This is a genomic window from Pseudomonas sp. Leaf127 (genome assembly GCF_001423155.1).
In the GTDB taxonomy this organism is placed as follows: domain Bacteria; phylum Pseudomonadota; class Gammaproteobacteria; order Pseudomonadales; family Pseudomonadaceae; genus Aquipseudomonas; species Aquipseudomonas ovata.
Genome location: NZ_LMOA01000012.1, coordinates 34962 through 48259, shown reverse-complemented (window position 1 = coordinate 48259; position 13298 = coordinate 34962). Strand labels below are relative to the sequence as shown.

The 13298-nt window shown below is 61.0% G+C and carries 11 protein-coding genes; 6 read left to right on the top strand and 5 right to left on the bottom strand.

Going from position 1 to position 13298, the window contains the following annotated elements:
• Positions 1-17: 17 nt before the first annotated feature.
• Together lolA and ASF84_RS08055 are read right to left on the bottom strand one after the other, a co-directional pair.
• Entirely contained in the window at positions 18-641 is a 624-nt protein-coding gene (gene lolA / locus ASF84_RS08060; RefSeq protein ID WP_056837035.1) for an outer membrane lipoprotein chaperone LolA, read from the bottom strand.
• Between the two features lie 70 nt (positions 642-711).
• The gene (locus ASF84_RS08055; RefSeq protein WP_056837033.1) at positions 712-3243 is read right to left on the bottom strand and encodes a DNA translocase FtsK; all 2532 of its coding nucleotides are present in this window, start codon (positions 3241-3243) and stop codon (positions 712-714) included.
• 422 nt (positions 3244-3665) lie between these two features.
• Between ASF84_RS08055 and aat the strand changes: the two genes are divergently transcribed.
• The 3 genes from aat (at position 3666) to infA (ending at position 5431) form a co-directional block, all read left to right on the top strand.
• Positions 3666-4355 (top strand): leucyl/phenylalanyl-tRNA--protein transferase, encoded by a 690-nt coding sequence (gene aat / locus ASF84_RS08050; protein ID WP_056837032.1) that lies wholly within the window; start codon positions 3666-3668, stop codon positions 4353-4355.
• Between the two features lie 47 nt (positions 4356-4402).
• Positions 4403-5110 carry an arginyltransferase gene (locus ASF84_RS08045; RefSeq protein WP_056837030.1) on the top strand — a complete coding sequence of 236 codons (708 nt, stop codon included), beginning with the start codon at positions 4403-4405 and terminating at the stop codon, positions 5108-5110.
• Positions 5111-5212: 102 nt separating this feature from the next.
• Positions 5213-5431: a translation initiation factor IF-1 gene (gene infA, locus ASF84_RS08040; RefSeq protein WP_002553999.1), complete on the top strand. Its 219-nt coding sequence runs from the start codon at positions 5213-5215 to the stop codon at positions 5429-5431.
• Positions 5432-5544: 113 nt separating this feature from the next.
• Here infA and clpA read toward each other — a convergent pair whose 3' ends face one another.
• Positions 5545-7818: an ATP-dependent Clp protease ATP-binding subunit ClpA gene (gene clpA, locus ASF84_RS08035; RefSeq protein WP_056837028.1), complete on the bottom strand. Its 2274-nt coding sequence runs from the start codon at positions 7816-7818 to the stop codon at positions 5545-5547.
• Between the two features lie 30 nt (positions 7819-7848).
• Positions 7849-8223 (bottom strand): ATP-dependent Clp protease adapter ClpS, encoded by a 375-nt coding sequence (clpS, locus tag ASF84_RS08030; RefSeq protein WP_056837026.1) that lies wholly within the window; start codon positions 8221-8223, stop codon positions 7849-7851.
• Between the two features lie 236 nt (positions 8224-8459).
• On the opposite strand from clpS, the gene cspD reads away from it, so the two are divergent.
• Entirely contained in the window at positions 8460-8729 is a 270-nt protein-coding gene (gene cspD / locus ASF84_RS08025) for a cold shock domain-containing protein CspD (RefSeq protein ID WP_056837941.1), read from the top strand.
• A 91-nt stretch (positions 8730-8820) separates the two neighbouring features.
• On the opposite strand, the gene icd is transcribed toward cspD, so the two are convergent.
• Positions 8821-10077 carry an NADP-dependent isocitrate dehydrogenase gene (gene icd, locus ASF84_RS08020; protein ID WP_056837024.1) on the bottom strand — a complete coding sequence of 419 codons (1257 nt, stop codon included), beginning with the start codon at positions 10075-10077 and terminating at the stop codon, positions 8821-8823.
• 459 nt (positions 10078-10536) lie between these two features.
• Between icd and ASF84_RS08015 the strand changes: the two genes are divergently transcribed.
• Entirely contained in the window at positions 10537-12762 is a 2226-nt protein-coding gene (locus ASF84_RS08015) for an NADP-dependent isocitrate dehydrogenase (RefSeq protein WP_056837022.1), read from the top strand.
• Positions 12763-12843: 81 nt separating this feature from the next.
• On the top strand, positions 12844-13290 hold the full coding sequence (locus ASF84_RS08010; protein WP_056837020.1) for an NUDIX hydrolase: 447 nt from the start codon (positions 12844-12846) through the stop codon (positions 13288-13290).
• Positions 13291-13298 lie beyond the last annotated feature (8 nt).

Genomic DNA, 13298 nt, shown 5'->3' with positions numbered 1-13298 from the left:
TCCGGGGTCAGCGCCTCTTATTCCTGAATGACGTCAGCGCCCTTGGGCACCTGGAACTGGAACTTGCCGGCCGGCACCGGCTCATTGGCCTTGACGCCGGTGAACAGAATATTGGTGCGCTGGCCAACGTTATCGACCAGTTGCATGTCGTTGATCAGGCCATTGCGAAACGACAGGCGCAGGTTGTCGAACAGCGTGTCCTTGCTCTTGGGCTTGAGGGTAAAGTCCAGCACGCCGCCGGCTTCCCTGGCAGTAATGTCAAAGCTTTCGCTGATTTTCGACACGTCACCGGACAGCAACAGGGCCGGAGTCTGGGTCAGGCGCTGGTCGAGGGTCTTGATGGTCACCTGCTGCAGGTCCGGGTCCCACAGCGAGACTTTCTTGCCGTCGGAGACCATCAGTTGTTCCTGTGGCGCATCGGTGTGCCAGTTGAACTGGCCAGGACGCTGAAGGGTCATTTCGCCGGTGGTTTCCTGCAGTTGGGTGCCGCTGCCGTCCAGGGTCATCTGCGAGAAGCGACCGGTCAGGGTCTGGGATTTTTCCAGCAACTGGGTCAGGCGCGCCACGTCCTTGCTGTCGGCATGCGCCGCCACGGTGGAGAGCGTCAGGGCGGTGGCCAGTAACAGGCGGATAAGACGCATGGAATTCCTCGTTGGATTCGCTGAAAGGGCGACAGCATGACCGGCATGCTGTCGAGGGTAAGGCTGTTGGTCAGTCGCGCATCGGCGCCGGCGCGATGACTTCGCGGGAGCCGTTGGTGTTCATGGGGGTGACGACGCCGGCATTTTCCATGGTCTCGATCATGCGTGCCGCGCGGTTGTAACCGATCTTGAGCTTGCGCTGCACCGCTGAAATCGAGGCGCGGCGGCTTTCGAGCACGAACTTGACCGCTTCGTCATACAGCGCATCGCTTTCACTGTCGTCGCCATCGCCACCGCCACCGCCGCCTTCGAAGCCGCTGCCGGCCTCTTCGACGCCGGCCAGAATATCTTCGTTGTAGTCCGGGGTGCCACGCATTTTCCAGGCCTCGACCACGCGATGGACTTCCTCGTCGGAGACGAAGGCGCCGTGCACGCGAATCGGCAGGCTGGTGCCCGGCGGCATGTACAGCATGTCACCGTGACCCAGCAATTGCTCGGCGCCACCCTGGTCGATGATGGTACGCGAGTCGATCTTGCTCGACACCTGAAACGCCATGCGGGTCGGGATGTTGGCCTTGATCAGGCCGGTGATCACATCCACCGACGGTCGCTGCGTGGCCAGGATCAGGTGGATACCGGCGGCACGGGCTTTCTGGGCGATACGGGCGATCAGCTCTTCGACCTTCTTGCCGACGATCATCATCATGTCGGCAAATTCGTCGACCACCACCACGATGGTCGGCAGGGTGTCGAGCAACGGCGCTTCGTCGTGCATGCTTTCACGGCGGTACAGCGGGTCGCTGATCGGCGTGCCGGCTTCTTCGGCGTCACGGACCTTGCGGTTGAAGCCGGCGAGGTTACGCACGCCCATGGCCGCCATCAGCTTGTAGCGCCGCTCCATCTCGGCAACGCTCCAGCGCAGGGCATTGGCGGCGTCCTTCATGTCGGTGACCACCGGGCATAACAGGTGCGGGATGCCTTCGTAGATCGACAGTTCAAGCATTTTCGGGTCGATCATGATCAGCTTGGCGTCCTTGGGACCGGACTTGAACAGGATCGACAGGATCATGGCGTTGACGCCCACCGACTTGCCGGAGCCGGTAGTACCGGCCACCAGCAGGTGCGGCATCTTGGCCAGGTCGGTGATCACCGGACGCCCGCCGATGTCATGGCCCAGGGCCAGGGGCACCGGTGACGTGGCCGCCGCGAACTCGGGCGAGGACAGCACTTCGGAGAAGCGCACCATCTGCCGGTCTTCGTTGGGAATCTCGATGCCCACGGTGGTCTTGCCCGGAATGACTTCGACCACGCGCACGCTGGTCACGGCCAGCGAGCGCGCCAGGTCCTTGGCCAGGTTGGCGATGCGACTGACCTTGACGCCGGCAGCCGGCTGGATTTCGTAGCGGGTGATCACCGGGCCCGGATGGATGGAGTCGACGGTGACCTCGACGCCAAATTCCTTGAGCTTGATTTCCAGCAACCGGCCGACGGCGTCCAGGGACTCGGGTGAATAATTGAGCGGCTTCTTTTCCACCGGGTCGAGAATCGACAGCGGCGGCAGCGTGCCCTCGACTGCGCTGTCGATGAACGACGGCGCAGGTTTTGCCAGGCGCACAGGCTCTGGTGGCTTGGCCGGGGCCGGCGGAATAATGGCCGGGGCCGGCTTGGCGCGCTCGGCAACCAGAGACTGGGCCGGTGCCGGCGCCGGCGGCGGTACAGGCGCCATGATCGGTGCTGCGGCAACTGCGGCGGCAGGCACGCTGGCGGACGCTGCCCTGGCAGGCGTCGTTACAGGCATGGACACCGGCGGTACAGGACGGCTGACCGGTGGTTCAGGCTCGACCACCTTGTCGCGTGCCACCACGCGCGGTTCACGGCGTTCGACCACGCCGGCCGGGCGCTGGAACTCGCGCAGGTCGGCCTCGCGCAGCTTGGCGACCATCTGCTTGCGCTCGGCGCGCTCGGCCCACCAGCGACTGACGATGCCTTGCAGCAACTCGAACAGGTCCAGGGTGATCTTGCCGGTCATGTCCATGACCTTGAACCACGACAGGTCGGTGAACACCGTCAGGCCGAACAGGAACAGGGCAATGAACAACAGCGTGCTGCCCTGGATGTTCAGCGCGTGCCTGGCCAGGTCGCCCAGCACTTGACCCAGTACACCGCCGGCCGAGCCTGGAAAGCCTGACGCGAAATGAAAGTGCAGATGGGCCAGTGCGGCACCGGCAAGCACCAGGAACACCAGGCCGATGGTGCGCCAGGAAAACAGCCAGCCGCTCCATTGCCACGGCTCGTGCCGTTGCCGGAAGACTTGCCAGGCCTTGATTGCCAGCAGCAAGGGGAAAATGTAGGCGAAATACCCCAGGACCATGAACAGGATGTCGGCACTGAAGGCGCCGGCACGGCCTGCGGCGTTCTGCACCTCGGTGGCATTGCTGCTGGTATGGCTCCAGCCAGGGTCGCTCTGGTCGTAGGTCAGCAACGACATCATCAGGTACAGGCACAGGAAGCCGAAGGCGATCAATGCCCCTTCCTTGAGCCGATAGTGCAACTGCTGCCGCCAGAGGGGTACAGGTGCGGGTGCTGGAGTGGATTTCTTCAAAACGCTTTATTTCCTGCGCTGGGGCGCGAACAACTCTGTTGAACGATCACGAACGACGGCGACTCAAGGGGTACGCCGGTGACATCCGGGACCTGATGAGTATCCCGATGTAACGCCGACTTGAATGATAACGCGCAAAGTGGGCATTGTACGGCTTTGCCTGCCTGCGGGTCTGTACTGGCACTGCACGCAGCGCCACAAGTCTGGCGCGGCGGTCGTGCATATTCAAGCACCGTCGAGAGGGCCTAATTTGAGCATGCATTGTGTTTCGTGACAAAGGCTTATGACACACCGTTCAACCGGTATGACCTGCCCGCACCTTGCCGGGCCTGTGCGTGGCAACCTGACTGTGACCATGGCGGACGCCTGGAGTTGCATCCAGTGCTCTGCCCTCCCCTTCCCTCGTGAGAATCCCTGACGCCATGTTGACCTGGTTACAACGCAACAGCCTGGACTTTCCGCCTTTGAGCAAGGCCCTGCGCGACCCGGACGGCCTGCTGGCAGCCGGTGGCGATCTGTCGGCAGAGCGCCTGGTACGGGCTTACCGGCACGGCTGCTTTCCGTGGTTCCAGGAGGGCCAGCCGATCCTGTGGTGGTCGCCCGATCCGCGCACCGTACTGTTCCCTGAAGAGCTGCATGTCTCGCGCAGCCTGTCCAAGGTGCTGCGCCAGCAGCGCTACCGGGTGACGTTCGATCAGGATTTCGCGGCCGTCATCCAGGCCTGCGCCGAACCGCGCAGCTACGCACAGGAAACCTGGATCACCGGCAAGATGCAGGACGCCTACCGGCAGCTGCATGCACGTGGTCATGCCCACAGCGTCGAGGTATGGGAGGACGACGTGCTGGTCGGCGGCCTGTATGGCCTGGCCATGGGGCAGCTGTTTTTTGGCGAATCGATGTTCAGCCGGGCCGACAACGCCTCCAAGGTCGGTTTTGCCACACTGGTGGAGCATCTCAAGGCCTGGGGCTTTGTGCTGATCGACTGCCAGATGCCGACCGCTCACCTGCAAAGCCTGGGCGCTCGTTCGATTTCGCGCCAGGCCTTTGCCGATTACCTGCACACGCACCTGGACGCCGAAAATAACGCTGACTGGTTGCCTAGGCGAGTTTGACAGGCTGGCTTACACTCTACTCAACGGTTTTCAACAATGGGGGCAACATGACCGACCTGGCGCGGCTGAAGTTTTATGCCACGCAACCCCACGCCTGCAGCTACCTGCCCGACGAACAGGCCACCACCCTGTTTCTGGACCCCAGTCAGCCGATGGATGTGCAGGTGTATGCCGACCTGTCGGACATGGGGTTTCGTCGCAGCGGCGATCATCTTTACCGGCCGCACTGCCAGAACTGCAGTGCCTGCATACCGGCACGTATTCCGGTGGACCTGTTCGTACCGGATCGCCAGCAGAAGCGCATCATCAAGCGTAACGCCGACCTGCAGGTGCGCGGCGTCAAGCCGACCTTCACCCAGGAATACTTCGACCTCTACCAGCGCTACATCGAGCAGCGCCACGCCGACGGCGACATGTATCCGCCCAGCCGCGATCAGTTCATCACTTTCCTGGTGCGCGACCTGCCATTTTCGCGCTTCTACGAATTCCGTGCCGAGGGCCGGTTGCTGGCAGTGGCCGCCACCGACATGCTGCCCAACGGACTGTCCGCGGTGTATACCTTCTACGAGCCTGGTGAAGAACGCCGCAGCCTGGGGCGCTATGCCATCCTCTGGCAGATTGCCGAAACTGCGCGCCTGAACCTGCATGCGGTGTACCTGGGCTACTGGATAAAGAACTGCAAGAAGATGAATTACAAGACCCAATACCGCCCCATCGAGCTGCTGACAAATCAAAGATGGGTCACTCTGTACTGAAGTCCTTGGCGTAGCAGGCATTTTTCGGGCACAATGCACGCCGCTTTTGCCTGGCGCCACTTGCACCGGGCCACTCAATTTGATACCCGAGGGCTTTACTGCATGTCGAAAGAAGACAGCTTCGAAATGGAAGGCACTGTCGTCGACACCCTGCCCAACACCATGTTTCGCGTGGAGTTGGAAAATGGGCACGTCGTAACTGCGCACATCTCCGGCAAGATGCGCAAAAACTACATCCGCATTCTGACCGGTGACAAGGTGCGCGTTGAATTGACGCCTTACGATCTGAGCAAGGGCCGCATCACCTACCGCGCTCGTTAAGCACGGTTGCCTCAGACGAAAAAGCCCGGCATTGCCGGGCTTTGTCGTTTCTGGAGCACGCTCATCAAACACCGCCTGCACATGACCCGCCCCTCGCGGGACGGGCCATACCGTCAGGCCATTTCTGCAGTGGTTTCGTAGTCGAAGGTGATCTCGCCATCCTTGATGTCGATATGCACCACACCGCCATGATCGGACAACTCACCGAACAGGATCTCTTCGGCCAGCGGACGCTTGATCCGGTCCTGAATCAGACGCGCCATCGGCCTTGCACCCATCGCCGCGTCGTAGCCACCCTGCGCCAGCCAGCTGCGCGCTGCATCGGAGACCTCGAGCAGGACCCGCTTGTCTTCCAGTTGCGCCTGCAGCTCGGTGAGGAACTTGTCCACCACACTCTTGATGACCTCATGACTGAGCCGGCCGAACTGGATGATGGTGTCCAGGCGGTTGCGGAACTCGGGCGTGAAGCTCTTCTTGATCACTTCCATGGCATCGGAGGAGTGATCCTGATGAGTGAAACCGATCGAGGCCCGCGAGGCGGTCTCGGCACCGGCGTTGGTGGTCATGATCAGGATCACATTGCGGAAGTCCGCCTTGCGCCCGTTGTTGTCGGTCAGCGTACCGTGGTCCATGACCTGCAGCAGCAGGTTGAAGACCTCGGGGTGCGCCTTTTCGATCTCATCGAGCAACAGCACGCAATGTGGCTGCTTGGTAATGGCCTCGGTGAGCAGACCACCCTGATCGAAACCGACATAGCCTGGCGGCGCACCGATCAGCCGCGAAACGGTATGCCGCTCCATGTATTCGGACATGTCGAAGCGCACCAGCTCCACACCCAGGGCCTTGGCGAGCTGACGCGCCGCCTCGGTCTTGCCGACGCCGGTGGGACCTGCAAACAGGAACGAACCCACAGGCTTGTCGGGTGACTTCAGGCCGGCACGGGACAGCTTGATGGCCGTGGACAGCGAGTCGATGGCCGCATCCTGCCCGAACACGGTGAGCTTGAGGTCACGTTCCAGGTTGCGCAGCAGCTCCTTGTCGGAGCTGTTGACATGCTTGGGCGGAATCCGCGCGATCTTGGCCACGATGTCTTCGACATGCAGGACCTCGATGCGCTTGACGCGTTTCTCGACCGGCTGCAGGCGCTGATAGGCGCCCGCCTCGTCGATAACATCAATGGCCTTGTCCGGCATGTGCCGGTCATTGATGTAGCGCGAGGCCAGCTCGGCTGCGGCACGTAGGGCCTCGTCGCTGTACTCGATGTCGTGATGCTGCTCGAAGCGCCCCTTGAGCCCCCTGAGGATGCCGATGGTGTCCTCGACCGACGGCTCCGAGACGTCGACCTTCTGGAAGCGCCGGGCCAGCGCACGGTCCTTCTCGAAGATGCCGCGAAATTCCTGGAACGTGGTCGAGCCGATGCAGCGGATATCACCCGAGGACAAGAGCGGCTTGAGCAGGTTGGAGGCGTCCATCACGCCACCCGAGGCCGCACCGGCACCGATGATGGTGTGGATTTCATCGATGAACAGAATGGCATGCGGGCGCTTGCGCAACTCGTTGAGCAGCGCCTTGAAGCGTTTCTCGAAGTCGCCGCGGTACTTGGTGCCTGCCAGCAGCGCACCCAGATCAAGGGAATAGACGACACTGTTGGCCAGCAGGTCGGGCACCTGATTGTCGACGATGCGCTTGGCCAGGCCCTCGGCGATGGCGGTCTTGCCGACACCGGCCTCACCGACCAGCAAAGGGTTGTTCTTGCGACGACGGGCGAGGATCTGCGCCACGCGCTCGACCTCGGACTCGCGGCCGACCAGCGGGTCGATACGCCCCTGGCGCGCCTGCTCGTTCAGGTTGCTGGCATAGGCATCCAGAGGATTGCCCGAGGAAGAAGCCTCACCGCCCTCGTCGTCCTGCATATCTTGCTCACCTTCGGAAGAGTGTTCGCCGTGCCCGGGAACCTTGGAGATTCCGTGGGCAATGTAGTTGACGACATCGATCCGGGCCACGCTCTGCTGCTTGAGCAGAAACACGGCCTGGCTTTCCTGTTCGCTGAAGATCGCTACCAGTACGTTGGCACCGGTGACTTCGCGCTTGCCGGAGCTTTGCACATGGAATACGGCGCGTTGCAGCACGCGCTGGAACCCGAGCGTAGGCTGGGTCTCACGATCCTCGTCATGAACCGGGATCAGGGGTGTGGTGGAGTCGATGAACTCCTGCAGATCACGCTTGAGCTTATCGAGGTTTGCGCCGCAGGCACGCAAGACGGTGGCTGCAGCCTCGTTGTCCAACAAGGCCAGCAGAAGGTGTTCGACGGTCATGAACTCATGACGCTTGGAACGCGCTTCCTTGAAGGCCAGATTGAGGGTGACTTCGAGTTCACGGTTTAACATAGCTTCACCTCATACCCAAGTGGTCGGCGTTTAACCGTCCTTCTCGATCTCACAGAGTAGTGGATGCTGGCTCTCCCTGGCGTATTGGTTGACCTGCATGGCCTTGGTCTCGGCGATGTCGCGGGTAAACAATCCGCAGACTGCCCGTCCCTCTGTATGGACGGCCAGCATGATCTTGGTGGCCAGCTCACGATTCAGGTTGAAAAACACCTCCAGCACTTCGACAACGAAATCCATCGGGGTGTAATCATCGTTGAACAAAATCACCTTATACATCGGTGGCGCCTGCAGAGTCGGCTTGGCGTCCTGTACCGCTACGCCCGACGCATCGTCCTCGTGCGCGCCCTCGTTTGACCGAGGACCATCCTGATTGAATGTTAGTCGAATCTTGCTGATTGCATGCATGGGGAAAGAATGTTCATTTCGAAAAAGTCGGATTGAACCAATAGCAAGTGGCCGCTGTCGAACCGGCTTTCATGACATGGACTGCCGCATGACCTTGACTATCAGCTAAACGGTGTTACAAACAATAGAGCCCACATTGGGTAAAAAGGGTCCGCGCAGTCAACCAAAATTTTTCAGGTCAGGCGGATTGAGGTGGATGATACTCCAGACGGAGTCCTTTGCAGAGGGATATGGCTATGCTCAGTGGTAAAGTCAAGTGGTTCAATAATGCAAAAGGCTATGGATTTATCCTTGCCGACGGCCGGGATGAAGACCTGTTCGCACATTATTCAGCTATTAAAATGGATGGTTACAAGACGCTCAAGGCCGGGCAACCAGTGCAATTTGAGATTATCCAGGGGCCCAAGGGCTTGCACGCTGTAGAGATTTCGCCCGCGACAGCCAGTGCTGACAAATCGGTCGAAACATCGAGTGCAACCGTCAAGGCTTCAAACGTGCCTGCCTGAGGCGAACCACCACAAACGCCAGTCATGCCAGACTGCCGGATGGCCGGTCCAGATGCTTGAACCGGCCATCCGGCCTTGATCCCTCTATCGGTCACATGTGCGAGATGATCGCCTCGCCAAATCCCGAGCACGACACACGCGTGGCGCCGTCCATCAGCCGCTCGAAGTCATAGGTGACGGTTCGGGCCAAGATCGCCCCCTCAAGCCCCTTGATCACAAGATCCGCCGCCTCCTCCCAGCCCAGATGGCGCAGCATCATTTCTGCCGACAGAATCAACGATCCCGGATTGACCTGGTCCTTGCCTGCATAGCGCGGGGCCGTGCCGTGGGTGGCCTCGAACATGGCGACGTCATCGGCCAGATTGGCACCCGGTGCAATACCGATCCCGCCGACCTGGGCGGCCAGGGCATCGGAGAGGTAATCGCCATTGAGATTCAGCGTGGCGATCACATCATAGTCGGCCGGTCGCAGCAGCACCTGTTGCAACATGGCATCGGCAATCACGTCCTTGACGATGATCTCGCGCCCGGTCTTTGGATTGGTAAAGCGCATCCAGGGCCCACCTTCAAGCAGGGTCGCACCGAACTCGCCAACGGCCACTTCGCAGGCCCACTCCTTGAAGGCACCTTCGGTGTATTTCATGATGTTGCCCTTGTGCACGATCGTGACTGAACGTCGATCATGATCAACGGCATATTGCAGGGCCTTGCGCACCAGGCGCACCGTGCCCTCACGGGACACCGGCTTGATGCCTATGCCGCATTCATGATCGAACCGCAGCCGGTGCACGCCCATTTCCTCCTTGAGAAACCGGATGACCTTGTCGGCCTGCACCGAGCCGGCCTGCCACTCGATACCGGCATAGATGTCTTCGGAGTTTTCGCGAAAGATCACCATGTCGACCTCGCCCGGCCTGATGACGGGGCTGGGCACCCCGGCGAACCAGCGCACAGGCCGCAGGCACACGTACAGGTCCAGTTGCTGACGCAAGGCGACATTGAGCGAGCGGATGCCGCCACCGACCGGCGTGGTCAGGGGACCCTTGATCGACACCACGAAGTCCCTGACCGCCTGCAGGGTTTCGTCGGGCAGCCAGGTGTCCGGACTGTAGATGCGCGTGGCCTTTTCGCCCGCATAGACTTCCATCCAGGCAATCTGGCGCACGCCGCCGTAGGCTTTTTCGACAGCAGCCTCCACGACCTTGAGCATGACCGGAGTGATATCCACACCGATACCATCACCTTCCATATAAGGAATGATCGGTCGATCGGGGACATTCAGGGAGTGATCGGGGTTGAGCGTGATGCGCTCGCCGGCAGGGGGAATTGTAACGTTCTTGTATTGCATGCTGAGCTCCAATACGCAGTTGATTGGACAGCCTGACCGCCATAAAGCCTAGTCACGCCTTGGCAGACTGACAAATACCGCTCAGCACGGCATCGCCCAAGGACTTTTAAAATTCGCCAAAACCCCTGTTCCAGAGCGCTTGCGTTCGACCAAGGCCGTATTGGCATGCGCCAATTGGCCGCATAGCATTAATGCTTGGGATTCAGGGTTTGATATACTCCCCGGCGTGACTGCCGAGTCATGGAACTCGAATCACTGGTGCGGGGCCGTCCGGATGCATGACACCCGCTCCGATCTGCGTCGGGACACAGGTGCCCGACTGCTTGACGCTCGACTGATGCACCCACCATCACCGCGAAGCAATCCCGACCCGGGCTCATGACGCAAGCATGGGCAGAGTGCCCATACGGCGCGCATCGGGATTTTGTGCATGCTCAGCAAAACAGAGAGTTAATACGAATGTCCGACCGCTCGAAGATCATCTACACCTTTACTGACGAAGCCCCGGCCCTGGCCACCTACTCGCTGCTGCCCATCATCGAAGCGTTCACCGCGTCTTCCGACATCGACGTCGAGACCCGTGACATTTCGCTGGCAGGCCGGGTACTGGCCAGCTTCCCCGAAGCGCTTCGCGCCGACCAGCAAATTGCGGATCATCTTGCCGAGCTGGGCAAACTGGCGACCACGCCAGAAGCCAACATCATCAAACTGCCCAACATCAGTGCTTCGGTTCCGCAACTGAAGGCCACTGTCAAAGAACTGCAGGACCAGGGCTACGCCATCCCTGACTACCCGGAAAACCCATCGACTGACGCGGAAAAAGACGTCCGCGCCCGCTACGACAAGGTCAAGGGCAGCGCCGTGAACCCGGTCCTGCGCGAAGGCAACTCCGACCGCCGCGCCCCGCTGTCGGTCAAGAACTACGCACGCAAGCACCCGCACAAGATGGGTGCCTGGAGCAGCGACTCCAAGGCCCACGTCGCGCACATGAGCAGCGGCGACTTCTACGGCAGCGAAAAAGCCGCCCTGGTCGAGGCCGACAACAGCCTGAAGATCGAACTGATCGCCCAGGACGGCACCGCCACCGTCCTGAAGGAAAAAACCGCCGTCAAGGCCGGTGAAGTGATCGACTGCTCGGTCATGAGCAAGAAAGCCCTGCGCAGCTTCATCGCCGCCGAAATCGAAGACGCCAAGAAGCAAGGCGTACTGTTCTCGGTGCACTTGAAAGCCACCATGATGAAGATCTCCGATCCGATCATGTTCGGACAGATCGTCGAAGAGTTCTATCAGGACGCGCTGACCAAGCACGCCGACGTGCTCAAGGAAATCGGCTTCAACCTGAACAACGGCATCGGCGACCTGTACGAGCGCATCGCCAGCCTGCCAGCCGACAAGCAGGCTGAAATCAAGGCCGATATCCAGGCGGTCTATGCTGCCCGCCCACAACTGGCGATGGTCAACTCCGACAAGGGCATCACCAACCTGCACGTGCCGAGCGACGTGATCGTCGACGCCTCGATGCCAGCGATGATCCGTGACTCGGGCAAGATGTGGGGCACCGATGGCCAGTTGCACGACGCCAAGGCCGTCATCCCGGACCGCAGCTACGCCACCATCTACCAGGCCGTAATCGAAGACTGCAAGAAACACGGCGCCTTCGATCCGACCACCATGGGCAGCGTGCCGAACGTGGGCCTGATGGCGCAGAAAGCCGAAGAATACGGCTCGCACGACAAGACCTTCCAGATCAAGACGGCCGGTGTGGTGCGCGTCAGCGACGCCCAGGGCAATACCGTGATGGAACAGAACGTCGAAGCCGGCGATATCTGGCGCATGTGCCAGGCCAAGGACGCACCGATCCAGGATTGGGTCAAGCTGGCGGTCAACCGCTCGCGCGCCAGCAATACCCCGGCGATCTTCTGGCTCGACCCGGCTCGCGCCCACGACGGCGTGATGATCGAGAAAGTGCAGAAGTACCTGCGCGACCACGACACCGCAGGCCTGGACATCCAGATCCTGACCCCGGTCGACGCCATGAAGCTGACCCTGGAGCGCACCCGCGCCGGCCAGGACACCATCTCGGTCACCGGCAACGTGCTGCGCGACTACCTGACCGACCTGTTCCCGATCATGGAACTGGGCACCAGCGCCAAGATGCTGTCGATCGTGCCACTGATGAATGGTGGCGGCCTGTTCGAAACCGGCGCCGGCGGCTCGGCCCCCAAGCACGTGCAGCAGTTTGTCGAAGAGAACTTCCTGCGCTGGGATTCGCTGGGTGAATTCCTGGCCCTGGCCGCTTCCCTGGAACACCTGGGCCACGCCTACAACAACCCCAAGGCACTGGTGCTGGCCAAGACCCTCGACCAGGCCACTGGCGAGTTCCTGGACCGCAACAAGTCGCCTTCGCGCAAGGTCGGCAGCATCGACAACCGCGGCAGCCACTTCTACCTGACCCTGTTCTGGGCCCAGGCACTGGCTGCCCAGGATGACGACGCCGCCCTCAAGGCGCAGTTCGCTCCCCTGGCCAAGACCCTGACCGACAACGAAGAAAAAATCGTTGCCGAGCTCAATGCGGTACAAGGCAAGCCGGTTGAAATTGGCGGTTACTACTTCGCCAAGCCAGAGCTGGCCAGCAAGGCCATGCGCCCTAGCGAGACCTTCAACGCAGCCATCGCCGCGCTGTAAGGTGCAACACTGATACACAACAACCCCGGCCCACGTGCCGGGGTTGTTGTTTTTACCGCCATTGCTTCTGGAGAAAGGCCCATGAATTGGCAAGCCCATGTCACCGTTGCCACCGTCATCGAAGATCAGGGACGCTTCCTGTTTGTCGAGGAACTGCAACAAGGCCAGCCGGTGCTCAACCAGCCCGCCGGCCACCTGGACCCGAACGAAAGCCTGCAACAGGCCGCCGTGCGCGAGACGCTGGAAGAAACCGGCTGGGATGTGGAGCTGACCGGCGTGGTCGGCATCTACCTGTACACCGCCCCCAGCAATGGCGTGACCTACCAGCGTATCTGCTTTGCCGCCAGGGCGCTGCGCCATCATCCCGACTATCGCCTGGACGAAGGCATCATCGGCCCGGTATGGCTGAGCCGCGAGCAATTGCTCGAGCAACAGCCACGCTGGCGCAGTGAACTGGTGCTGCGCTGCGTGGACGATTACCTGACCGGCGAACGCTTCAGTCTCGCCCTGCTGCGCGACAAGGCGTGAGACGCGAC

Excerpts from the sequence above, each read along its gene's own strand:
- lolA (WP_056837035.1), bottom strand. The coding sequence starts at position 641 with ATGCGTCTTATCCGCCTGTTACTGGCCACCGCCCTGACGCTCTCCACC.
- aat (WP_056837032.1), top strand. The coding sequence starts at position 3,666 with ATGTTGACCTGGTTACAACGCAACAGCCTGGACTTTCCGCCTTTGAGC.
- ASF84_RS08045 (WP_056837030.1), top strand. The coding sequence starts at position 4,403 with ATGACCGACCTGGCGCGGCTGAAGTTTTATGCCACGCAACCCCACGCC.
- infA (WP_002553999.1), top strand. The coding sequence starts at position 5,213 with ATGTCGAAAGAAGACAGCTTCGAAATGGAAGGCACTGTCGTCGACACC.
- clpA (WP_056837028.1), bottom strand. The coding sequence starts at position 7,818 with ATGTTAAACCGTGAACTCGAAGTCACCCTCAATCTGGCCTTCAAGGAA.
- clpS (WP_056837026.1), bottom strand. The coding sequence starts at position 8,223 with ATGCATGCAATCAGCAAGATTCGACTAACATTCAATCAGGATGGTCCT.
- cspD (WP_056837941.1), top strand. The coding sequence starts at position 8,460 with ATGCTCAGTGGTAAAGTCAAGTGGTTCAATAATGCAAAAGGCTATGGA.
- icd (WP_056837024.1), bottom strand. The coding sequence starts at position 10,077 with ATGCAATACAAGAACGTTACAATTCCCCCTGCCGGCGAGCGCATCACG.
- ASF84_RS08015 (WP_056837022.1), top strand. The coding sequence starts at position 10,537 with ATGTCCGACCGCTCGAAGATCATCTACACCTTTACTGACGAAGCCCCG.
- ASF84_RS08010 (WP_056837020.1), top strand. The coding sequence starts at position 12,844 with ATGAATTGGCAAGCCCATGTCACCGTTGCCACCGTCATCGAAGATCAG.